At 59.2% G+C, this 21,253-nt stretch carries 18 protein-coding genes and 1 tRNA gene; 8 read left to right on the top strand and 11 right to left on the bottom strand.

Features of this window, described 5'->3' with window-relative positions:
• Positions 1-62: 62 nt before the first annotated feature.
• The 3 genes from LQ220_RS17145 to dusB are packed head-to-tail and all read right to left on the bottom strand — an operon-like array spanning position 63 to position 3,681.
• Entirely contained in the window at positions 63-1,517 is a 1,455-nt protein-coding gene (locus LQ220_RS17145) for a sigma-54 dependent transcriptional regulator (protein WP_230189350.1), read from the bottom strand.
• On the bottom strand, positions 1,517-2,629 hold the full coding sequence (locus LQ220_RS17140) for an ATP-binding protein (RefSeq protein WP_230189349.1): 1,113 nt from the start codon (positions 2,627-2,629) through the stop codon (positions 1,517-1,519). Before LQ220_RS17140 ends, LQ220_RS17145 begins: the two co-directional genes overlap by 1 nt.
• 2 nt (positions 2,630-2,631) lie before the next feature.
• Entirely contained in the window at positions 2,632-3,681 is a 1,050-nt protein-coding gene (dusB, locus tag LQ220_RS17135) for a tRNA dihydrouridine synthase DusB (RefSeq protein ID WP_230189348.1), read from the bottom strand.
• Positions 3,682-3,765: 84 nt separating this feature from the next.
• On the opposite strand from dusB, the gene LQ220_RS17130 reads away from it, so the two are divergent.
• Positions 3,766-4,941: a bifunctional 2-C-methyl-D-erythritol 4-phosphate cytidylyltransferase/2-C-methyl-D-erythritol 2,4-cyclodiphosphate synthase gene (locus LQ220_RS17130; protein ID WP_230189347.1), complete on the top strand. Its 1,176-nt coding sequence runs from the start codon at positions 3,766-3,768 to the stop codon at positions 4,939-4,941.
• Positions 4,942-4,945: 4 nt separating this feature from the next.
• Positions 4,946-5,464 carry a CinA family protein gene (locus LQ220_RS17125; protein WP_230189346.1) on the top strand — a complete coding sequence of 173 codons (519 nt, stop codon included), beginning with the start codon at positions 4,946-4,948 and terminating at the stop codon, positions 5,462-5,464.
• Here LQ220_RS17125 and LQ220_RS17120 read toward each other — a convergent pair.
• The 3 genes from LQ220_RS17120 to LQ220_RS17110 form a co-directional block, all read right to left on the bottom strand.
• A complete protein-coding gene (locus LQ220_RS17120) occupies positions 5,410-5,886 on the bottom strand; it encodes a type II toxin-antitoxin system RatA family toxin (RefSeq protein WP_230189345.1) in 477 nt (158 codons plus the stop codon). The genes LQ220_RS17125 and LQ220_RS17120 overlap by 55 nt on opposite strands.
• The gene (gene lipA / locus LQ220_RS17115) at positions 5,873-6,814 is read right to left on the bottom strand and encodes a lipoyl synthase (protein ID WP_230189344.1); all 942 of its coding nucleotides are present in this window, start codon (positions 6,812-6,814) and stop codon (positions 5,873-5,875) included. Before lipA ends, LQ220_RS17120 begins: the two co-directional genes overlap by 14 nt.
• Positions 6,815-6,901: 87 nt before the next feature.
• Positions 6,902-8,599, bottom strand: a complete 1,698-nt coding sequence (locus LQ220_RS17110) for a bifunctional diguanylate cyclase/phosphodiesterase (RefSeq protein ID WP_230189343.1) — start codon at positions 8,597-8,599, stop codon at positions 6,902-6,904.
• Positions 8,600-8,817: 218 nt separating this feature from the next.
• Between LQ220_RS17110 and moaA the strand changes: the two genes are divergently transcribed.
• The 5 genes from moaA (at position 8,818) to LQ220_RS17085 (ending at position 12,580) form a co-directional block, all read left to right on the top strand.
• A complete protein-coding gene (moaA, locus tag LQ220_RS17105) occupies positions 8,818-9,798 on the top strand; it encodes a GTP 3',8-cyclase MoaA (protein WP_230189342.1) in 981 nt (326 codons plus the stop codon).
• A gap of 2 nt (positions 9,799-9,800) precedes the next feature.
• Complete coding sequence (locus tag LQ220_RS17100) at positions 9,801-10,583, top strand: NAD kinase (RefSeq protein WP_230189341.1); 783 nt, start codon at positions 9,801-9,803, stop codon at positions 10,581-10,583.
• 64 nt (positions 10,584-10,647) lie between these two features.
• A tRNA-Asn gene (locus LQ220_RS17095) sits at positions 10,648-10,722 on the top strand.
• 238 nt (positions 10,723-10,960) lie between these two features.
• On the top strand, positions 10,961-11,419 hold the full coding sequence (locus tag LQ220_RS17090) for a PA2169 family four-helix-bundle protein (protein WP_230189340.1): 459 nt from the start codon (positions 10,961-10,963) through the stop codon (positions 11,417-11,419).
• A 93-nt stretch (positions 11,420-11,512) separates the two neighbouring features.
• Positions 11,513-12,580 carry a PA0069 family radical SAM protein gene (locus LQ220_RS17085; protein WP_230189339.1) on the top strand — a complete coding sequence of 356 codons (1,068 nt, stop codon included), beginning with the start codon at positions 11,513-11,515 and terminating at the stop codon, positions 12,578-12,580.
• A gap of 2 nt (positions 12,581-12,582) precedes the next feature.
• On the opposite strand, the gene LQ220_RS17080 is transcribed toward LQ220_RS17085, so the two are convergent.
• The 5 genes from LQ220_RS17080 to LQ220_RS17060 form a co-directional block, all read right to left on the bottom strand.
• The gene (locus LQ220_RS17080) at positions 12,583-14,187 is read right to left on the bottom strand and encodes a long-chain fatty acid--CoA ligase (protein WP_230189338.1); all 1,605 of its coding nucleotides are present in this window, start codon (positions 14,185-14,187) and stop codon (positions 12,583-12,585) included.
• A 62-nt stretch (positions 14,188-14,249) separates the two neighbouring features.
• Positions 14,250-17,807 (bottom strand): DNA polymerase III subunit alpha, encoded by a 3,558-nt coding sequence (gene dnaE / locus LQ220_RS17075; RefSeq protein ID WP_230189337.1) that lies wholly within the window; start codon positions 17,805-17,807, stop codon positions 14,250-14,252.
• Positions 17,808-17,900: 93 nt separating this feature from the next.
• A complete protein-coding gene (locus LQ220_RS17070; RefSeq protein WP_230189336.1) occupies positions 17,901-18,377 on the bottom strand; it encodes a glutathione peroxidase in 477 nt (158 codons plus the stop codon).
• A gap of 11 nt (positions 18,378-18,388) precedes the next feature.
• The gene (locus LQ220_RS17065; protein ID WP_230189335.1) at positions 18,389-19,060 is read right to left on the bottom strand and encodes an ABC transporter ATP-binding protein; all 672 of its coding nucleotides are present in this window, start codon (positions 19,058-19,060) and stop codon (positions 18,389-18,391) included.
• Entirely contained in the window at positions 19,053-20,303 is a 1,251-nt protein-coding gene (locus LQ220_RS17060) for a lipoprotein-releasing ABC transporter permease subunit (protein ID WP_230189334.1), read from the bottom strand. Before LQ220_RS17060 ends, LQ220_RS17065 begins: the two co-directional genes overlap by 8 nt.
• Positions 20,304-20,752: 449 nt before the next feature.
• Between LQ220_RS17060 and LQ220_RS17055 the strand changes: the two genes are divergently transcribed.
• Positions 20,753-21,223, top strand: a complete 471-nt coding sequence (locus tag LQ220_RS17055; protein ID WP_230189333.1) for an Hsp20 family protein — start codon at positions 20,753-20,755, stop codon at positions 21,221-21,223.
• Positions 21,224-21,253: the final 30 nt, after the last annotated feature.

Genomic DNA, 21,253 nt, shown 5'->3' with positions numbered 1-21,253 from the left:
ACACAGTTTTTGACGTATTTGTTGCAATTGGTCGATGATTGAGGGGTGTTTATCGGCGCGCCCTACCGACGAAGTGTGGTCGGATCGATTTTATATTCGTTGAGCTTGGACCGTAATGTGTTGCGATTGATGCCAAGGAGGCTGGCCGCACGAATCTGGTTACAATCGGTACTCAAAAGCGCTTCGCGTAGCAAAACCGGTTCGACCAGCGTCAGCATATCTTCATACAGGTTTTCGCGCATCGCAGTGCCGCCGACCGCCAGTTGCGCCCTGGCCCAATCCTGCACAGCATCGCCGACGCGGTCCGCGCCAAACGCGCTCCCGCTGCCTTCGACATCCTGCAATGGCAAACTTAGCCGCAAGATATCCGCTGTGATGACATTCTCTCGTGAAAGTACTGCCAGGCGCTGCATCAGATTCTGAAGCTCGCGGACGTTACCGGGCCAGTGCCAGCTACCCATCAGCATCGCCGCGTCATCCGCCAGGGTCTTTCGAGGCAACCCTTCGCTTGCTGCGCGCTCCAGAAAATGACGGGCCAGGAGGGGAATATCGTCTTTCCTGTCGCGCAGTGCCGGGAGCGGAATGGGGACGACGTTCAGCCGATAATAGAGGTCCTCGCGAAAACGGTTTTCGGCGATCAGGCTGGGTAGTTCCTTGTTCGTCGCGGCGATGATTCGGACATTGACTTTTACCTGCGTCGATCCGCCGACGGTGGTGACTTCCCCGGATTGCAAAACCCGCAGCAGCCGGGTTTGCGCCTCCAAGGGCATATCCCCGATTTCGTCCAGAAAAAGCGTGCCGCCATTGGCTTGCTCAAACTTGCCGGCGGTGCGGGCATGCGCGCCGGTGAACGCGCCCTTCTCATAGCCGAACAATTCAGCCTCGATCAGTTCCCGCGGTATCGCCGCCATGTTGATGGCGACGAACGGCTTTGTCCGACGACGACCCAGCTTGTGGATTGCTTCTGCGACGAGTTCCTTGCCCGTGCCAGACTCGCCGAGCACCAATATCGTAAGGTCGTTCGACACAACCTTCGCAATTGTCCGGTACACCTCCTGCATCGCGGCGGATCGGCCCACGAGCGGCAGGCCATCCTGCTCGGGCATTTCGCCATCACCGTCCGCATTGTCGGCAGAATCCTGACGCCGCATGGCCAGCGCATCGGCGACGGCGCGCGTCAACTCGTTAAGGTCGAAGGGCTTGGGCAGATATTCGAACGCCCCCTTTTCGGCGGAGCGCACGGCAGTGTTCAGCGTATTTTGTGCGGACAGGACGATGACGCTGATGGCGGGAATGTCGGCTATGATCGCGCTGACGTCGTCCAGACCGTTCCCGTCCGGCAGCATCACGTCCGTAATCAGCACGTCGGGCGTGAAGGTTTCGAGGAGCGCGGAACGCTCCTTGATAGACGCGGCGGTTTTGACCTTATGCCCCTGCCGCCTCAAGGCTTCGCCCAAAACAATGCAGATCGCCGGATCGTCATCGACGACCAATACCTTACCCGATATTCCCGACATCAACCCATCCCCATCGGCAGCAAGATCCTGAAAATCGTTTCTTTCGCTTCCTCGTCACGCTGAAACTGGACGAAGCCGTTCATGTCGCGCACCAGCTTGTCGACCAGAGCGAGGCCCAGCCCCTGCCCCGTTCGTTTGCCCGTGATAAAGGGATTGAACAAATGCTCCTGGATATGCTCGGGCACGCCGGGGCCGTTGTCGATCACAAGGATTTCTATGGGCAGCGACGCATTCCCCTTCCCCCCCGGCATCATCACCGACATGCCATGGCGAAAGGCAGTCACTATGCGGATGCGCGGCTTTGGCGTCTGACGCTCGCGATGCTCCAGCGCCTCGGCAGCGTTCTTGAGCAGGTTGATCATGATCTGCACAAGCGCATCGCCATTTACCACCGCAAAAGGCAGCGATGGATCGTATCCCTTGGTGATGACCACATCGCGCGCGAAGCCGGCCATGGCCACTTCGGCTGCGCGATCGATCAGCGGGTAGATATTTTCGGGCCGGCATTCCAGCGGCCGTTCGGTGGTGAAATCCTGCATCCGGTCGATCAGAGCAGCAATGCGGTCAACCTCGTTGCAGATCAGTTGGGTCAGCGCACTGTTGCCGTCGTCTTCGCCCGTGTCGAGCAGTTGCGCGGCGCCTCTGATGCCGGAGAGCGGGTTCTTTATCTCATGCGCGAGAATAGCCGCCGCCCCCATTGCCGAGCGAGTACCGCCTCCGGTGCGCCGGTGCGCGAGCTTCTGCGCTTCGCTTTTCGCGTGGATTGACACCACCCGCCAGCCCTCATGGTCCGGAATCGGTGCGATCATCAGGTCCACTGCCATAGCGGCCGTGCGGCCGGCGTGAACCTGCACATCATAGGCCGCGAGGGGTTTGTGCGAATTCCAGACGTCGTATCGTCCCTCGACATCGGACATACGGACAGTCCGGGCGATATCGCTGCCGATGATGGCGGAACGTGCCATGTTCAGGAGCGTCTCCGCCCGCACATTGGCGTTGGCGATGCAATTATTCGGCCGAACGACAAGCGTCGCGACGGGGAACGCCGTGACGACATCGTTTAGCGTCGGCTCATCGTCTTGTCGGGCAGGTGGCGCGGGCATATGCGCCATGCTCAGGCGGCTTGGACGAAGGGTGAATCTTCAAAAGCGACAGACTTCTGACCCAATAACGGCTCGTAAAACCGCGCCAGCATGTCGATCACCTGTTCGGCGTCCGGCTCCCGATTGACCGCATGACGAAATTCGGCGGAACCGGGCAATCCCTTCGTATACCAACCGATATGCTTGCGGGCCATATTCACGCCCGTCTCTGTCCCATAATGGTCGAGCATGGCGCAATAGTGATCCAGGATGACGTTATATTGTTCAGCCAGCGATGGGTCTTCGAGCCGTTCGCCCGTTTTCAACCAGTGCATCACCTGCCCGATCAGCCAGGGACGCCCATAGGCACCCCGTCCGATCATGAGACCGTCGGCACCGCTCTGCGCCAAAGCCGTATCCGCATCTTCCAAAGAGCAGATGTCGCCATTGACGATAACCGGCAGCGAGACCGCCTCCTTGACCTTCCTGACGAACGCCCAATCAGCCGATCCCTTGTACATTTGATTGCGGGTGCGTCCGTGAACGGTAATCAGCCGCGCGCCAAGGTCTTCCGCGATGTGCGCAAGTTCGGGCGCGTTGAGGCTGGCATGATCCCAGCCCATGCGCATTTTGACGGTGACAGGGACATCGACCGCTTTCACGGTCGCTTCGATCAAGGCGGCAGCCAAGGGCAGATCGCGCATCAATGCGCTGCCGGCGTCGCCATTGACGACCTTCTTTACCGGGCAGCCCATGTTGATATCGATGATGGCAGCACCGCGATCCGCATTCAACTTCGCGGCTTCCGCCATTTCCATGGGCGAACAGCCCGCCAATTGCATCGACACCGGCTCTTCTATCGGATGCCAGGCCGATTTCTGAATGGATTGCCGCGTTTCGCGGATCATCGCCGCCGTCGCGATCATCTCCGTCACGTTCAGGCCGCAGCCGTAGCGACGCACCAAGGTGCGGAAGGGCATATCCGTCACGCCGGTCATCGGCGCCAGAATTACAGGCTCGTCGATTGTGACATTGCCAATGGCAATGGGACCGATGGAAGAAACGGGTGCGCCGGTTTGCATGCTACTGTGCCTAAAAATGAGGCAGTCCTGTAGCGGCAATCCGGCCATACGGCAAGCGACTGGCGGAGCGATGCATGCTCCGCTATGCGCGGCGCTATGTCATCTGAAGAAACCGTCGCCATCATCGTTGCCGCTGGGCGGGGCCAGCGTGCAGGTGGTGGCGTTCCGAAGCAATATCGCAAGGTCGCCGGAAAGGCCGTGCTCGCGCATGCCGTCGACGCATTGGCGCAACACCCTGCAATCGAACGCCTAATCATTGTTGTCGGAGCCGGAGAGATCGATACGGCACGCAATATCGTCGGACATAATGACAATGTGTCCGTCACATATGTTGTCGGTGGTGCCAGCCGCCGGGAATCGGTGTGGGCCGGATTACAGGCAGCAACAGGCGCAGATTTCGTGCTCATCCACGATGCCGCTCGACCGTTCCTGCCCTCTGCGGTCATAGACCGGTTGTTGGCCGCGTTCAAAGACGGCGATGCTGCTGTCCCAGTGCTTCCCGTCGTAGATACGCTGGTTCGCGGTGGCGCTGCTCTGGGTGAAGTTGTCGACCGTGAGAACCTGTATCGCGTCCAAACCCCGCAAGCTTTTCGGTTGAGTGCGCTTCATACGGCCCATGAACATTGGCATGGTATTGCCGAGCCGACGGACGACGCTCAAATGGTGCGCGCGCGCGGACAGGACGTCATGCTGATCGAAGGCGACACCATGCTGGAAAAACTTACGACCCCCGCCGATTTCACACAGGCCGAACGACGGCTCTCAAATGCCTATGGCACGCGATGTGGCATGGGATATGATGTGCATCGCCTGGTTCCCGGCGAAGAGCTCTGGCTCTGCGGCGTTCATGTTCCGCATGACAAGGGGTTGGCCGGGCATAGCGATGCCGATGTCGCACTTCACGCGCTGGTGGATGCTATGCTTGGCGCTCTCGCGGACGGCGATATCGGCAGCCATTTTCCGCCTTCCGATCCCCAGTGGCGCGGGGTGGCATCCTCCCGCTTCGTCGAATATGCGCGCGATCTGGTCGTCGCGCGGGGTGGGACTATCGGTCATGTGGACGTCACCATCATATGCGAATCCCCTAAAATCGGTCCCCATCGCGAGCAGATGCGGTCCCGTATTGCGGAGATGCTGGCGATTGACATTCGACGTGTCAGCGTAAAAGCGACGACCACCGAACGATTGGGATTTGCCGGACGAGGTGAAGGCATTGCAGCGCAAGCCATTGCAACCTTGTCATTGCCGGAAGTGTTCTGAACCTATGCCTGACACCATATTACCCCCCGAACTCATCAGCCTGGCGCGCGACGTCATCGCTGCCAACCGGAGCGCCGGACGCACGATTTCGGTCGCAGAGAGTTGCACAGGCGGTCTCGTCTCGGCAGCGCTGACCGAAATTCCCGGATCGTCGGACGTATTCGAAGTGGGATTTATAACCTATTCGAACGACATGAAGCGCGAGTTGCTGAGTGTCTCGGAGGATGTTCTAGACACCTTCGGCGCGGTGTCGATTGCCGTTGCCTGGGCAATGGCACAGGGCGCGCTCGCGAAATCTCACTCCGACATTGCCGTTGCCATTACCGGGGTAGCGGGACCGGGTGGCGGATCGGAGCAGAAGCCGGTAGGCACCGTCGTCTTTGCCCGCGCGGAAAAGGGCGCGCCGGAAGACCACGCCGTCGCCGACATCCGGCATTTTGAAGATAATGGCCGTGGCGGGGTGCGCCTTCAGGCGGCGTTATGCGCGCTCGAACTGTTGATGCCGGAATCTTCTGCACCATAAAGCGCCGCGGCCCGCGTTTCGAATGCGCCTATCATCTTTCGAAGCGCGCTATCGAATACCTGCCCGGCCAGCGCCTCAAATATGCGGTTTTTGAACGCAAATTCGACTTCGAAGTCGACAAGCACCCCGCCCTGCCCGTCGCTTCTGAAATGCCAGAGGTTGTGCAGATGCTTCAACGGTCCGTCGAGATAATCGACGCGGACTTCTTGCGGATGCTTTTTCACGACTTTCGATGTGAACGTCTCGCGTAGCCCCTTAAAGCCCACGACCATGTCGGCGATCATTTCGGTTTCGCTGTTCGAGCGAACACGTATGGCGCTGACCCATGGCAGAAATTCTTCATATCGCTGAACATCGGCGACAAGGTCGAACATTTGTTCGGGTGTGTACGGCAGATGCCGCGTTTCCTCATGCCGTGGCATGGCCGTTCCGCTTGGCAAGTTGCGCTTCGCGGGCGGCGCGCATTTCGGCAAAATCCTTGCCCGCGTGATAGCTGGATCGAGTCAATGGGCTGGATGCCACCTGAAGAAATCCCTTCGCCCGCGCGATGGCGGCGTAAGCGTTGAAGCCCGCAGGCGGCACAAACTCGATGACTTTGGCGTGTTTGGGCGTAGGCTGAAGATACTGCCCCATCGTCAGGAAATCGATGTCCGCAGACCGCATATCATCCATGACCTGATGCACTTCGAGCCGCTGCTCACCCAGCCCCAGCATGATGCCAGATTTGGTGAAAATCGACGGGTCGTGTTTCTTCACCGTTTCGAGCAGGCGCAAGGACGCGTAATAGCGCGCGCCGGGACGGATGGTGGGGTAGAGCCGCGGAACCGTCTCCAGGTTATGATTGTACACGTCCGGTCGCGCCGCGACGATAGATTCCACAGCCGCCTCGTGCTTGTTGCGGAAGTCCGGAGTCAGAATTTCGATGGTGGTATTCGGCGTCGTCCGGCGCAATTCCTGAATAACCTTCACGAACTGCGACGCGCCGCCATCGGGCAGATCGTCGCGGTCCACCGACGTGATAACGATATGCTCCAGCCCCATTTCGGCGGCGGCTTCTGCAAGGTGCATAGGCTCCAGCGGATCGACCTTGCGGGGCATGCCGGTCTTTACATTGCAGAAGGCGCAGGCACGAGTGCACACATCGCCCAGGATCATCACGGTCGCGTGCTTCTTGCTCCAGCATTCGCCGATATTCGGGCATGCGGCCTCTTCACACACCGTCGCCAGCCCCTTTTCCCGCATGAGGCGTTTCGTCTCGATATAACCGGGACTGATCGGCGCCTTGACGCGGATCCAGTCAGGTTTGCGGGTACGAAGCGCGGCGGAGCCGACAGGTGTAATTTCGTTCATTCAGGTCACATAGCGATCCCGAACGAGTCTTGCCAGTGGGTTGCCACCTTCGCATCGCGCATAAATGGACGGATCGGTGCGTCTGCCTTATCCGGTAACAAGCGCCAGCAGGTCTTCGCTCGACACCGCACGGGACCGCAGAAACCCCTGATAATAGTCGCACCCTTCGGCGGTCAGGAGGCTGCGCTGCTCGTCGGTTTCTACGCCCTCGGCAATGACCTTCATGCCCAGTGATTTCGCCATATGGATGACACCGCGCACGATGATCCGATCCTTCTCCGACCCGGCAATGTCCTGCGCCAGACCGCTGTCGATCTTCAGATAGTCGAGCGTTAGCGCCTTGAGATAGGCGAGGCTGGAATAGCCCGTGCCGAAATCGTCGATCGCCACAGCAAAGCCCATCGCACGCAAACGATCCAGCAGCGCGGCTGCTTTCATGACGTCCTCGATCAAGCCGCTTTCGGTAATCTCGACGGTCAGGCGTTCACGGGGGAATGCGCTGGAATCCACAATCGAGGAGAATTGCGCGAGAAAGTCCGGCTGGGAAATGTCGGACGCGGTCACATTGATCGACAAGCGAAGATGCCCCAGATCATCGCTCCACGCCGCCGCCTGTTTAAGCGCCTCGGCCTGAATATGCGCAGACAAGGGAAGGAGAAAATCGGATCGCTCCGCCGCGGCAAACAACGCCGCGGCTCCCAAAGCGCCATAATGCGGATGATTCCACCTTGCCAGCGCCTCGACGCCCGTCAACGCATTAGTGCGACAGCTATATTGCGGCTGGAATACTATCTCTATCTCACCGCGGTCCAGCGCCAGCCGCAGGTCGCTTTCCAGGCGATCGGGATCGGCTTCGGCGACTCGCTCACGCGCAGTGAGGATATGTATCCCCTCCCCGTCCGATTGCTTGGCAGCGGCAAGTGCGGTTCCGGCTCGGCGCAACAGCCGGGTTGCATCGTCGCCGACAAGGCCTTCGGCAATTCCGCACCGGCCGGTCAAACGTATTAGATGATCGCCCGAACTGAACGGCTGTCCAATAGCCGCGATCAGACTGCGCGCGAGGGACAGCGGGACATCCGCACCGCTTTTGTCCGCGACGAACCCCACCATATATTCGGTGCCAGCGATGCGCGCTATCAGCGTATCGGCGGCGCCATATCCCTCGACGGCGCGCTCGATGCGGCGCGCGATCCGGCCGAGCAGTGCGTCGCCTGCCGTCTGACCATAGGCCGCATTGACCCGATCGAACGGACCGATGGACAGCAGCAGCACGTAAGGCGCGCCATTTGCGCCGCTCAGTTGCCCTTCGATCCATGTAACGGCCGCCTGCCGATTGGCTAAACCTGTCAAATAATCCCGCTCGTCCCTGGTGCGGCGCTGAACCGGCGATCCTGCCGCTGTCGTCGATGGAGAGGGTGGGCCGCTGCCATTGAGGCGCATCGTCAAGGCGTGGGCCGCTTCCAACGTGGCGCTCACGGCTGCCAGATCGAATGGGGCGCAGAGATAATGCGTGGCACCTAACCCGATGAGTGAAGCGACGGAATCAATCTCCGCGACATCGACAAGAGCGATCAGAGCGCCGCCGCTGGCCTCCACCGGACCCGCCAGCAGCTCGATCAGTCCGCTGTTCCCGCCGCGCACATCGACAAGGGCAATGGCCGCGTCGCTCGCAAGATATCGACGCTCCGCGCCTTCGCTGCGCCTTGACGAAGCCGCCTTCCATCCCGCGTCGGTCGCGAGCGTGGCAAGCCTATCCCTGTCGCTGTCGGACAGAATGAACAACATGCGCGCATCTTCGCCTTCGACCTTCCGTCGGCGCTCGTGCCTGTCTGCTGCCCTAAGTTCCAAGCACGCCCCCAATATTCTTGCTTCCAGCTTCGCATAGAGGAGAGCGGTTAGCACCGTCTTACCAATGGTGCATCCAATTGCCCGCGCTTGCGCCGGACACTCCCATACCCTAACTAAAGCAGATGCAGGCACTCGAAAAGACAGGCGCGCCTTCGATGACCGATGGCTTTGGCCGTCGGATCGATTACTTGCGTATTTCCGTTACCGATCGCTGCGACCTGCGTTGCCGATATTGCATGGCGGAAAAGATGACTTTCCTGCCCCGCAATGCCATTCTTACGCTGGACGAAATCGGGATAATCGCGGATCGCTTCATCGCGCGCGGGGTTCGCAAAATTCGTCTGAGCGGCGGAGAACCGTTGGTGCGGCGCGATTTTGGCGATCTTGCTCGGCGGATCGGTCGACATATCGGCCACGGGCTGGATGAGCTTACGCTAACAACCAACGGGACGCATCTGGCCGAGCATGCAGAGGCGTTATATGAATCGGGCGTGCGGCGCATAAATGTCAGCCTCGACACGATCGACCCCAAGACCTTTTCTTTCATCACCCGCGGCGGGGATATTACAAAGGTTTTTGCTGGTCTGTCGGCGGCACGCGATGCAGGGCTGGCAGTCAAGATCAATATGGTCGCCCTTAAAGACCTGAACGACGACTCATTTTTGCCGATGCTGGAATGGTGCAATGCGCACGGGCACGATCTGACGCTGATTGAAACCATGCCGCTGGGCGAGATTGACGAAGACAGGGTCGACCGTTTTTTGCCACTATCCTACGCTCTCCAGCAAATTCGTGCGCAATATGACGTAAGCCCTATTCCCTATCGCACGGGTGGGCCTGCACGCTATTTTTCCATCGAAGGAATGCAGGTCCGTTTGGGCTTGATCACCCCGCTGACCGAGAATTTCTGTGCAGGCTGCAATAGGATGCGGCTGACCTGCCAAGGCAGAATTTACATGTGCCTGGGGCATGAAGATCATATCGATCTGAAAGCCGCCTTTCGCGAAGGCGGCATTGAAGCCATCGACGGATTGCTGGATCGCGCTTTGGCCTCCAAGCCGCTTGCCCATGATTTTCGTATCGGGACCGATAGCTCGGCTTCGACCGCAAGGCATATGAGCGTCACGGGCGGTTAAACATGTCAAATGCGAACGAACCTCGACGTGCATTGCTTGCCTCGCCTACGGAAGGCGCGCGCGTTGCCGAAGATCGCCTGCGTTCGAGCTATGATTTCGTGCCGCTGGATCAGGCCGACATGGTCGTGGCTTTGGGTGGCGACGGCTTCATGCTGCAAACCCTGCATGCGATGCTGGAAGCCAGACGCATACTGCCGGTCTTCGGCATGAACCTGGGCACTGTTGGCTTTTTGATGAATGAGTGGCGGCTCGAGCGGCTCGATCACCGACTGAATACCGCAAAGGCGTTCAAGGTAAATCCGCTGCGAATGACGGTCGATACCATCGACGGCGAGCAATTTTCGATTCCCGCGATCAACGAAGTATCCCTGCTGCGCGAAACCCGCCAGACCGCGAAGCTGGAGGTGGAAGTCAACGGTCGAGTCGTGCTTCCCGAGCTGGTTTGCGATGGCGTATTGGTGGCCACGCCGGCAGGTTCCACGGCCTATAATTTGTCGGCCCACGGACCGATCCTGCCTTTGGGGTCCGCCCTGGTGGCGCTGACACCCATCAGCCCGTTTCGCCCGCGCCGGTGGCGTGGCGCGATCCTGCCTGAAAATACATCCGTAAGCTTCAAGGTGCTGGATCCGGTCAAACGCCCGGTCAGTGCCGTGGCCGATCAGCGCGAAGTACGCGATGTTGCGCGCGTCGAGGTCAAGATCGACCGGACGACACCCCTTACATTGCTGTTCGATCCGGAACACACGCTGGACGATCGCATCGCTGCCGAACAATTTATCGCATAACGCCCTTGCCAGACGCAAAAAGCCGCTGCTATAGGCGTGGCCTGCCCGGTGAGAGCCGGGCTGCTCCCTGATAGCTCAGCGGTAGAGTAGGTGACTGTTAATCACTTGGTCGTAGGTTCGAATCCTACTCAGGGAGCCAGTTTTTCTCATAGAGTTCACTAACTCAGGCGGACAGCAACTGTCCGTCGTGACGTGTGTTACGCGCTGGCCCGCCTTGCTGCCGATCCCCGCAGGATCATAAAAGGCTAATTTAGATCAACGGGTTCTTCAACATAGCGCATCAGGCCTTCCACTGAGCGCATAATGAATGCAGCGGCCAATCCATTTCAAACCTGGTGCGTTGGGAGGGTGTCTTTCATATAATGTGAGGTAGCCCCATGACCGATACAACCAAGCACGACATTTCGACCCTGAATGGCCTCATCGCGACCACTATCGATAGCGTAAACGGCTACACCGAAGCGGCAAAGGACAGCGAAAGCAGTCGTTTCAACAGCATTTTCGTCAGCCGGGCGGCTGAACGCAAGCAGGTTGCATCGAAGCTGCAACAGCAGGTGGCCGCTCTTGGCGGCAATGCCGAAGATGACGGAACCCTGCTCGCTGGCGCCCATCGCGTACTCCTCAACCTCAAGGCTGCCGTCACCGGCCAAGACGATCAGGCGATTGTCGATGAAGTTGAGCGCGGCGAGGATCATATCAAGGCCAAGTATGAGGATGCGCTGGCCGACAACGATGTTTCCCCAACGACCAAGGCCGTAATCCAGGAAGCATATACGTCGGTCCGCCGCGGGCATGACGAAATGCGCGACATCAAGCACGCGATGCATTCGAACTAAATTAGGATACTGTCCAGGCGGGGCGAGGCTTCAAGGCGTCGCCCCGTTTTCGTGCGTATTGCATATTTGTTCTTTATATGTTCTCATGCGTCCATGAGCAAATTGAAGGGGCGTGGCGCCACAGAAAACACTCTGAGTGAGCGGTTCTCATCCTCCACTCGAATGGAGGATGGCGACTGGATGGACCTGTTGACGCTGGTCGACGGCGAGGCTGCTGCTCCTGCAACGTCAGTCACAATCGAAAAACCACGGGCAATCATTGCCCGCAATTCTTCTCCGGACATCGGGTTCGATCAGTCCATCAACGCCTATCGTGGCTGCGAGCATGGCTGCATTTATTGCTACGCCCGACCCACGCATGCCTGGCACGACCTATCGCCCGGTCTCGATTTCGAAACCAAATTGTTTGCAAAGCCCGATGCCGCAGTGTTGCTAAGCGCTGAGCTGCAAAAGCGTACTTATGTGGTCAAGCCCATCGCAATGGGCACGAACACCGACCCTTATCAACCGATCGAGCGCGATTGGCATATTACCCGCCAATGCATCGAAGTGCTGGCGGAATGCCGTCATCCGTTATTCATAACGACCAAGTCGGACCGCGTCCTAAGGGACATCGATCTGTTGTCGAGAATGGCGCGAGATGGTTTGGTAGCCGTGGGTATATCGGTAACGACCCTAGACCCCGCGGTGGCACGCACCCTTGAGCCACGCGCCCCGCATCCGGAACGCCGGATAGCGGCCATCGCGCGATTGGCCGATGCCGGCATTCCGGTCCATGCCTGCGTGTCGCCGATCATCCCGGCAATTACCGATCACGAGATAGAGACAATCGTAGCCCGCGTAGCCGCTGCCGGCGCCAGGGGCGTATTCTGGATCCCTGTGCGATTGCCGCACGAGGTCGCGCCGCTATTTCGAGCATGGCTCGATGAATATTATCCAGACCGCGCGGCAAAAGTGATGAACATCATCCGCGACATGCGTGGCGGCCGCGATAATGACTCGCGGTTCGGCAATCGCATGCGCGGCCAAGGCGTGTGGGCCGAACTGATCCGCACCCGTTTCAACAAGGCTCGTGCCCGCGCAGGTCTGGATGGCGAGCGCGTGGCTCTTCGCACCGATCTCTTTCGCCCGCCTGCAGGGGATCAGTATCGCCTGCTATAGGCCTAGGCCGACAGCGATATGGTGCCATATGTCTCGCGCAATGCCGTCTTGAGCAGCTTGCCCGTGGCCGTATGCGGCAGGCTGTCGGCAAAAACGATCCGGTCCGGCAACCACCATTTGGCTACGCGCGCCGACAGGTGGGCCAGCACATCGGCTTCCTGCACATCCGCACCGTCCTTTTGAACCACGATCAATATCGGGCGCTCATCCCACTTTGGATGCGGCAAGCCGATTGCTGCGGCTTCTGCGACCCCCGGGCATCCCAGCGCTTCATTCTCCAGAGTGACGGAGCTGATCCATTCTCCCCCGGATTTGATGACATCCTTCACGCGGTCCTTGATCTGCATGACGCCTTCGGGCGTGATGATCGCCACGTCACCCGTGTCGAACCAGTTGTCGACATCGACCGCCGGACCACTTTCGTCACGGAAATACCGCTCTATCACCCACGGTCCGCGAACCTGCAATCGCCCGGATGTCGCGCCGTCTCGTGGCAAAGCAGCACCATCCGCATCAACGATCCGCATCTCCACGCCGTAGGGAACCCCGCCCTGATAGGCCAGCAGGTCCAACTGATCTTCGCGCGACATACTCGCGAAATCGTGGCCCTTGCGCGACACGGTGCCAATTGGCGACAGTTCGGTCATGCCCCATAAGTGGCTGACACTTATGCCCATATTCATCAGGCGATCCACAAGTGTCCGGGGCGCCGCGGAACCACCGATGACGACCTTTTCCAAAGGCGGCGGCGTGATCCCCGTTTCATCCGCATAAGCCAGCATTCCTAGCCAGACCGTCGGAACGGCCGCGCTATGCGTGACCTTTTCCGCGCGCATCAGATCGCACATCGAGGCAGGATCATTGGTGGCCGAAAGAACCAGCTTGGCCCCTGCTATCGCTGCGGCAAAGGGTATACCCCAGGCACACACATGAAATTGCGGTACGACCGGCAGGATGCAACTGTCCGGTCCCAGTCCCAGGCACGCGGGCTGAATTCCTGCCAATGCATGCAACACGGTGGAACGGTGACTGAACAGCACGCCTTTGGGATCGCCAGTCGTGCCGCTGGTGTAGCACAGCATGCAAGGGTCGCGCTCATCTCCGGTGGTCCAGACATAGTTGCCATCCTCGGCAGCGAGCAAGGCGGCGTAAGTTACGTCGTCGCTGCGCTGTCCATTATCGTCGAAGCACACAAAATGGCGGATCGTCGTGAATTGCGGCTTTAGCCGCTCGACGATCGCAGCGAAGGCGGCATCGTAGAACAGCACCTGATCTTCGGCATGATTGGCGATGAAAACGATCTGCTCGTCGAAAAGGCGCGGGTTGATCGTGTGCAGTACGGCGCTCATGCCGATGGTACCGTACCATGAGACGACGTGCCGCCCATGGTTCATCGCCAACGTTGCTACGCGGTCACCCGGCTTAACGCCGAGCGTCTCCATCGCCTGAGCAAAACGGCGTGAATCATGCCGTATCTCCGCCCAATTGCTGCGCTCGATGTGACCATCGGCATAGCGGCTGACGACTCCCCGCGCGCCATGCTCATTAGCCGCATGGTCTATTATCGAGGAAATACGCAGCGCAAAGTCCTGCATGCCGCCAATCATCACTACTCTCCTTATGCTTTGAGCAGTGGTGCCTTGCGTCCTCCACGGACACAAGGCCATAGTTAGGATACCAAGGCGAGCCGAGGCGGTTCAGGCGCGGAGAACCTATGCCCCACAACTCCTGCCACGCCAGCGAGCTTTTCTGCGATTTCCGCATCGATCAGAAAATCCCGACCCAGCCGGAGACGCACGATCTGACCGTCCGGCATCATCGAACGAATCCCGACTTCGCTGCGACCGCCACGACTTGTGGACAATATCGCCGATATGCCGCTGATCGCGCTGTCGTGCGCTACGTCGAGCCACAGTTCCATGCGAGTGGTCCCGGCGATGCGATTGAACGCTTGCACCCCGCGGACCGTGACGCGCGGCGTCTCCTCGCCCGGTTGCCGGTCCAGCTCGACAGTCAACAAACCGCAATCGCCATCCTTACCCAATGCTTCGATCGCTTTGCAGGCGTCCTCGTCAAAGCAGCTTGCCTGAAACTGCCCGCTGCTGTCTGAAAATGTAGCGGAGACGTATCGCCCTCCGCGCCGTGTATCGCGCCAGCGCACATCCTCGACCAGCGCGGCCATGATTGCGTGCGCGCGGCCTTCAGAATTGAGGGCCGTGGGATTGGCGCAGATCGCACCAAAACTGCGTGCGCCCTTGGCCTCGGCAATGTGTCGATAGCGATCCACAGGATGCGCGGAAAAGTAGAAGCCGAATGCGTCCTTTTCCTGTGCCATGCGATCCGCCACGGACCACGCCGTATGAGGCGGAATGTGCACATCGGCATGCGCGATTTCCTCGCCACCGAACAACCCACCTTGCCCGCTCTCGCGCGCTTCTGCTGCGCTCGATGCAACCGACAGGATCGTCTCTGCGGCCGCGTGCACGCCCGCCCGATCATCGTGTATGCCATCGAAGGCACCGGCGGCCGCCAGGCTTTCCAGTTGTCGGCGATTTAACAGTCGCGGTTCGACGCGATCTGCAAAGTCATCGAGATCCTTGAACGGGCCATGGGCCAGACGTTCGGCGACAAGCGTTTCCATCGCTTTCTCACCGACGCCTTTCAGGCCGCCCAGCGCATACCGCACTGCGAACCCAAATCGGGGGTCGTCTGCCCTGTCTTCAGGCGGCGTCACCCCCTGCACCGAGAAATCCGCTTCGCTCACATTGATGTCGGGCGGCAAGCAGGTGAGGCCCATACGCCGCATGTCGTCGACGAACACAGTAAGCTTGTCGGTCAGATGGATGTCGAAGGCCATCGAAGCGGCATAAAATTCAGCGGGATAATGCGCCTTCAACCATGCGGTCTGATAGGCCAGCAATGCGTAGGCGGCGGCGTGCGACTTGTTGAAGCCATAGCCTGCGAACTTGTCGATCAAATCGAACAGCTCATTGGCTTTAGCTTTGGGGATTTTGCTTCGCTCGGCGCAGCCGCTTACGAAACGCTCACGCTGCGCGTCCATCTCCGCCTTAATCTTCTTGCCCATCGCACGGCGCAGAAGATCGGCGTCGCCCAGCGAATAGCCCGCCAGGATTTGCGCAGCCTGCATAACCTGTTCCTGATAGACGAAGATACCGTAGGTTTCTTCGAGGATCGGCTGGAGCAGATCATGTGGGTAGAGGATGTCTTCCTGCCCATTCTTGCGCCGTCCAAACATGGGAATATTATCCATTGGACCGGGACGGTAGAGCGAAACGAGCGCGATGATGTCGCCAAAGTTGGTCGGCTTCACCGCCGCCAGCGTTTTGCGCATCCCTTCGGATTCCAACTGGAACACACCCACGGTGTCGCCACGCTGGAGCAGATCATACACTGCCTGATCGTCCCAAAGCAGTGTTTCGAGGTCGATGACGACGCCACGCTTCGCCAGCAACTGCACAGCTTTCTGCAGAACCGATAGCGTCTTGAGGCCAAGAAAATCGAACTTCACCAGCCCGGCGCCTTCGACATATTTCATGTCGAACTGCGTCACCGGCATATCCGAACGCGGATCGCGGTACAGCGGCACCAGTTCTTGCAACGGTCGATCGCCGATCACCACGCCCGCCGCGTGGGTGGAGCTGTGGCGCGGCAAGCCTTCCAGCTTCAGCGCCAGATCGACCAGCCGCCGTACCTGCGCGTCGTTCTTATATTCCTGCGCGAACTCTACGACGCCGTTCAACGTCCGGTCGAGCGTCCACGGGTCGGTAGGGTGGTTCGGCACCAGCTTGGCGAGGCGGTCCACCTGTCCGTAGCTCATCTGGAGCACGCGACCGGTGTCCTTCAACACCGCGCGCGCTTTGAGCTTACCGAAGGTAATGATCTGCGCCACATGGTCCGTGCCATATTTGGCCTGCACATAACGTATGACTTCGCCGCGCCGCGTTTCGCAGAAGTCGATATCGAAGTCAGGCATGGACACACGTTCGGGATTAAGGAATCGCTCGAACAGCAAGCCGAGTTGCAGCGGGTCCAGATCGGTGATGGTTAGCGCCCATGCAACCACCGAACCCGCGCCCGAACCGCGTCCCGGCCCCACCGGAATGTCATTCGTCTTTGCCCATTTGATAAAGTCGGCCACGATCAGGAAGTAGCCGGGGAAACCCATCTGGACGATGATATTGAGCTCGAATTCCAGCCGAGTGAAATACTCGGGAAAACGCACACGCAGCGCATCGCCATCAAGGGACGACACGTCCGTACCTTCATGAATCGCGACCAGCTTGCGCAAACGCATTTCCAGACCCGCCGTCGCATCACCGCGTAGCTGGATCTCCTCACCGCGAAGATCGCCGGCAAGACTGGGCAAAATGGGCTTACGCTTTGGTGCCAGCACGGCGCAGCGCTGCGCCACCACAAGAGTATTGGCCAGCGCCTCCGGCATATCCTCGAACAACCGCTTCATCTCGGCGGCGGGCTTCATCCAGGCGTCCGGAGAACTCTTCCGGCGGTCGTCGCTGTCGACATACGCGCTATCGGCGATGCACAGCATGACATCATGCGCCGGATGAAAATGCGGCTCTGCAAAGCAGGTGGGATTGGTGGCAACCAACGGGAGGTCACGGGCATACGCCAGATCCAGCAGATCGGCTTCCGATTTGCCTTCAATGGCATCGAGCCGCCGTACGATCTCGACATACAGCCGGTCGGGGAACAATAGCTGCAACCTGTCGGCATAGGCAAAGGCGGCGTCCGGCTGACCCTCGGCAAACAGCCGGGCAAGAGCGCCCTCCCCACCTGCCGTCAGCGCGATCAACCCGTCGGTTCGGCCGACCAGATCGTCCAGCGAAACATGCGCCTGTTCTTCGATAGGCCGATCCAGATGCGCCATCGATACCAGCGCGCAGAGGTTATCATATCCTGTGCTGTCCTGCGCGTAGATCGCCAGCCAGTCGTGCACCGGCGGGGCATTGGCAGGGCGTCCGGGACGCGCGACCCCCAGCATGGCGCCCACAATCGGCTGGACGCCTTCGCTCTTGCATGCATCGGAAAAGGCCATTGCCGCGTAGAGACCGTTGCGGTCCGTCAAGGCGACTGCCGGGAAGCCCAGCGCTTTTGCTTGCTTTGCGATTGCCTTTGGCTCGATCGCACCGTCCAGCATCGTGTAACAGGAAAATACGCGAAGCGGGACGAACGTGGCATGGGACATAAAGCTATTCTGGACGCTCCGCGCGATTCGTTAAAGCCCCCTACCCATCGAAAGCTGTGGGTTGTTTGCGGTCATGCCCCCAAACGACGAAATTTACAGCAGCGCTTCGATGTCCGCCCTCAACGCCTCGGGCTTTACCGTAGGCGCATGGCGGGAGACCACTTTGCCGCTGCGATCCACGATGAACTTCGTGAAATTCCATTTGATGCCCTGCGTCCCCAACAAGCCCGGAGCCTCCGACTTCAGCCAGGTAAAGAGCGGATCGGCCCCGTCGCCATTGACGTCGATCTTGTCGAAAACAGGAAAGCTGACATCGTAAGTGAGCGAACAAAAATTGGCGATCTCAGCGGCATCGCCCGGTTCCTGCGCGCCGAACTGATTGCAGGGGAAGGCCAGTACCTCGAACCCGCGATTCCCATAATCCCGGTGCAGCGCCTCTAGACCGGCATATTGAGGCGTAAACCCGCACTTGCTGGCGGTGTTGACGATCAAAAGCACCTTGCCGGCATAATCCGCCAGCGGTTTCGTTTCGCCGTTCGCAGCCTTCACCGAAAAGTCGAAAATGCCCATCCGCGCCGCTCCTATTCCAGTCGCCCGCCCTGCAAGCGCACGACGCGATCCATCTTTGCCGCCAATCGTTCATTATGCGTGGCGACCAGCGCTGCCGAACCTTCCTCGCGTACCAGACGCAGAAATTCCGCCAGGACGACGTCGGCGGTCTTTTCGTCCAGATTGCCGGTCGGCTCATCGGCCAGCACCAAAGCGGGGCGATTGGCCAGCGCGCGCGCCACCGCGACGCGCTGCTGCTCGCCACCCGATAACTGGCTCGGTCGATGATCCAGCCGATGACCGAGCCCCAATGCCGTCAATAGCGCATCCGCCCGTTTCTTCGCGTCCGCCGCGCTCACATCGCGGATCATCTGCGGCAGGATGACATTTTCCGCCGCATTGAAGTCCGGCAGAAGATGATGGAACTGATACACGAAGCCCAAACTATCCCGACGCACCCGCGTGCGGCCATCATTCGAAAGCCGTGCCGCTTCCTCGCCGCCAATCAGGATGGACCCGTCGAAACCGCCTTCCAACAAGCCGACGGCTTGCAGCAAGGTCGACTTGCCCGAACCCGAAGGCCCAAGCAGCGCGACGATTTCTCCCGCACCGACCGTCAGGTTCACGCCGCACAGCACATCGATCGTCACATCGCCCTGCGTAAAGCTCCGCCGCAGATCGGTCACTTTCAGCACATCATTCATAGCGCAGCACCTGTACAGGATCGGTATTTGCTGCCTTGAACGCAGGGTACAGCGTGGCCAGGAAGCTGAACACCAGTGCCATCAGGCAGATCGTGATAATCTCCGCAGGATCAGACTGGGACGGCAATTCCGTGAGAAAGCGGATCGAGGGATCCCACAGATTTTGCCCTGTCACGAACTGAATAGCGTTAACGATAGGCTGGCGGAAAAACAGGAATGTAAAGCCCAGCACCGTTCCTGCGACCATGCCCAACGTGCCGATCGTGATACCGACGGTCATGAATATCTTGATAAGCCCGGATCGCGATGCGCCCATGGTTCGCAAAATGGCAATATCCCGCGTCTTGGCGCGCACCAGCATGATGAGCGACGACAGAATATTGAACACGGCGACCAGCACGATGATCGACAGCACCACGAACATCGCGACACGTTCGACGGCCAGCGCCTCGAACAATGAAGCGTTCATCTGCCGCCAATCCTGAATGACTGCCCGGCCCGTCACCTTGTCCGCTAGCGGAGCAAGGATATTCTGAACGTCGTCGGCATCGACCGTCTGCACTTCGATCATGCCCACGACATCGCCGAGCAAAAGCAGCGTTTGCGCGTCTTCCATCGGCATGATGACAAACGCCTTGTCATATTCGTACACGCCCACTTCGAAAATCGCGCCGACTTCATAGCTTATCTCGCGGGGGACAGTGCCGAAGGGGGTGGCGCGACCCGCCGGATTGATGATGCTCAGTCGACCCCCAACCGAAATGCCCAGATTTTCGGCCAGACGCGCGCCAATGGCTATCTTGCCGCTGTTCGGCGTCAACGATGCCAGGCTCCCGGCAAGCACCTTGCCCTTGAGCGTTTCGTTGCTGCGAATTTCCTGCACGGTCATGCCGCGAACCAGAACGGCTTCGACTCGTCCGTTATAATTGCCCAGCAGCGGCTGCTCTATAAGCGGCGTCGCGCTGGTGACGCCGGGCGTAGCCTTGGCCTCTTTCAAGATATCGCGCCAATCGGGCAGACGCCCGCCATAACCCTGTACGACGGCATGGCCGTTCAAGCCGACAATCTTGTCGAACAGCTCCGCGCGAAAGCCGTTCATCACGCTCATCACGATGATCAGCGCCGCCACGCCGAGCATCACCGCAACAAGGCTGATTCCAGCCACCAGGAAGATGAACCCTTCCCCCTTGCCCGGCAGCAAATACCGCCGCGCAATCATTCGTTCATATCGCGAAAGAATCATGGAATTACTTGATATCCTGGCCAGTGCATGGGCTGCTCTAGGCAGCGCCTTCGCTATAGGCAAGAACGACGGGCTGTTGCACCAAGAACACAGGCTGTTCCCAAAATGAATCACCGACACACTTTACCCGTGACAGCAACGCGGGGCGCGCATAGCAACATAAATGAAACATAGGCAATGGCCGTGGTTCAGGGACGCTGCAGTCCCGTTCTGGAGCTTGGGGGCTGAAAGAACGGTCGACGCAGTACCAAGGGGGAGACGAGCAATCGTCCATCTACGCCCGGATCGGCAACGGTCCGGGCGTTTATGATTCCAGACCTGAAAATCCCTCTTGAACGCGCTCCAGAGCAAACCATATTTCCCTTGTCCGGCCGCCATATGGGGCTGGGCAATCAGGTGGCGAGTGCCGGTATGGGCTCGCTGCAATATGGAATATGCTCATAGGAGATATGACAATGCGTGGTTTTGATTTGACCCCTTATCGCCGTTCCACCGTTGGATTCGACCGTCTGTTCGACCTGATCGAAAACAACGCGCGTGTGAACCAGGGTGACAACTACCCCCCCTTCAACATCGAACGGCTTAGCGAAGATCGGTATCGCGTAACGCTCGCCGTTGCCGGATTCCGTTCGGATGAACTGGAAATCACGGCGCAGCAGAACCTGTTGCAGGTCAGCGGTCGCAAGGAAGATGTGTCGAAGTCCGAACAGGGCAAATATCTGCACGTCGGCATCGCCAATCGCAGCTTCGACCGCCGCTTTGAACTGGCCGATTTCGTGCGCGTGGAAAATGCCGATCTGGCCGATGGCTTGCTCGTCATCGAATTGGTTCGTGAAGTTCCCGAAGCGATGAAGCCCAAGAAGATCGCTATCAATGGCGGTCAGCTTGTCGATATCAACAAGGATCAGCGCGCCGCATAATCGCCGCATCGATCCCGACACTGATGAGGG

The sequence above is a fragment of the Sphingobium sp. CECT 9361 genome (genome assembly GCF_918741285.1).
Classification (GTDB): Bacteria; Pseudomonadota; Alphaproteobacteria; order Sphingomonadales; family Sphingomonadaceae; genus Sphingobium.
This window is presented reverse-complemented; position numbering and strand designations above follow the sequence as displayed.

Bases quoted from the DNA above. Each gene is read 5' to 3' on its own strand.
- dnaE (WP_230189337.1), bottom strand. From the start codon at position 17,807: ATGTCCCATGCCACGTTCGTCCCGCTTCGCGTATTTTCCTGTTACACG.
- LQ220_RS17065 (WP_230189335.1), bottom strand. From the start codon at position 19,060: ATGAATGATGTGCTGAAAGTGACCGATCTGCGGCGGAGCTTTACGCAG.
- LQ220_RS17110 (WP_230189343.1), bottom strand. From the start codon at position 8,599: ATGTTGTTCATTCTGTCCGACAGCGACAGGGATAGGCTTGCCACGCTC.
- LQ220_RS17055 (WP_230189333.1), top strand. From the start codon at position 20,753: ATGACAATGCGTGGTTTTGATTTGACCCCTTATCGCCGTTCCACCGTT.
- LQ220_RS17060 (WP_230189334.1), bottom strand. From the start codon at position 20,303: ATGATTCTTTCGCGATATGAACGAATGATTGCGCGGCGGTATTTGCTG.
- LQ220_RS17130 (WP_230189347.1), top strand. From the start codon at position 3,766: ATGCGCGGCGCTATGTCATCTGAAGAAACCGTCGCCATCATCGTTGCC.
- LQ220_RS17090 (WP_230189340.1), top strand. From the start codon at position 10,961: ATGACCGATACAACCAAGCACGACATTTCGACCCTGAATGGCCTCATC.
- lipA (WP_230189344.1), bottom strand. From the start codon at position 6,814: ATGAACGAAATTACACCTGTCGGCTCCGCCGCGCTTCGTACCCGCAAA.
- LQ220_RS17145 (WP_230189350.1), bottom strand. From the start codon at position 1,517: ATGTCGGGAATATCGGGTAAGGTATTGGTCGTCGATGACGATCCGGCG.
- dusB (WP_230189348.1), bottom strand. From the start codon at position 3,681: ATGCAAACCGGCGCACCCGTTTCTTCCATCGGTCCCATTGCCATTGGC.
- LQ220_RS17125 (WP_230189346.1), top strand. From the start codon at position 4,946: ATGCCTGACACCATATTACCCCCCGAACTCATCAGCCTGGCGCGCGAC.
- LQ220_RS17120 (WP_230189345.1), bottom strand. From the start codon at position 5,886: ATGCCACGGCATGAGGAAACGCGGCATCTGCCGTACACACCCGAACAA.
- LQ220_RS17070 (WP_230189336.1), bottom strand. From the start codon at position 18,377: ATGGGCATTTTCGACTTTTCGGTGAAGGCTGCGAACGGCGAAACGAAA.
- LQ220_RS17140 (WP_230189349.1), bottom strand. From the start codon at position 2,629: ATGGCGCATATGCCCGCGCCACCTGCCCGACAAGACGATGAGCCGACG.
- LQ220_RS17100 (WP_230189341.1), top strand. From the start codon at position 9,801: ATGTCAAATGCGAACGAACCTCGACGTGCATTGCTTGCCTCGCCTACG.
- LQ220_RS17080 (WP_230189338.1), bottom strand. From the start codon at position 14,187: ATGATTGGCGGCATGCAGGACTTTGCGCTGCGTATTTCCTCGATAATA.
- moaA (WP_230189342.1), top strand. From the start codon at position 8,818: ATGACCGATGGCTTTGGCCGTCGGATCGATTACTTGCGTATTTCCGTT.
- LQ220_RS17085 (WP_230189339.1), top strand. From the start codon at position 11,513: ATGAGCAAATTGAAGGGGCGTGGCGCCACAGAAAACACTCTGAGTGAG.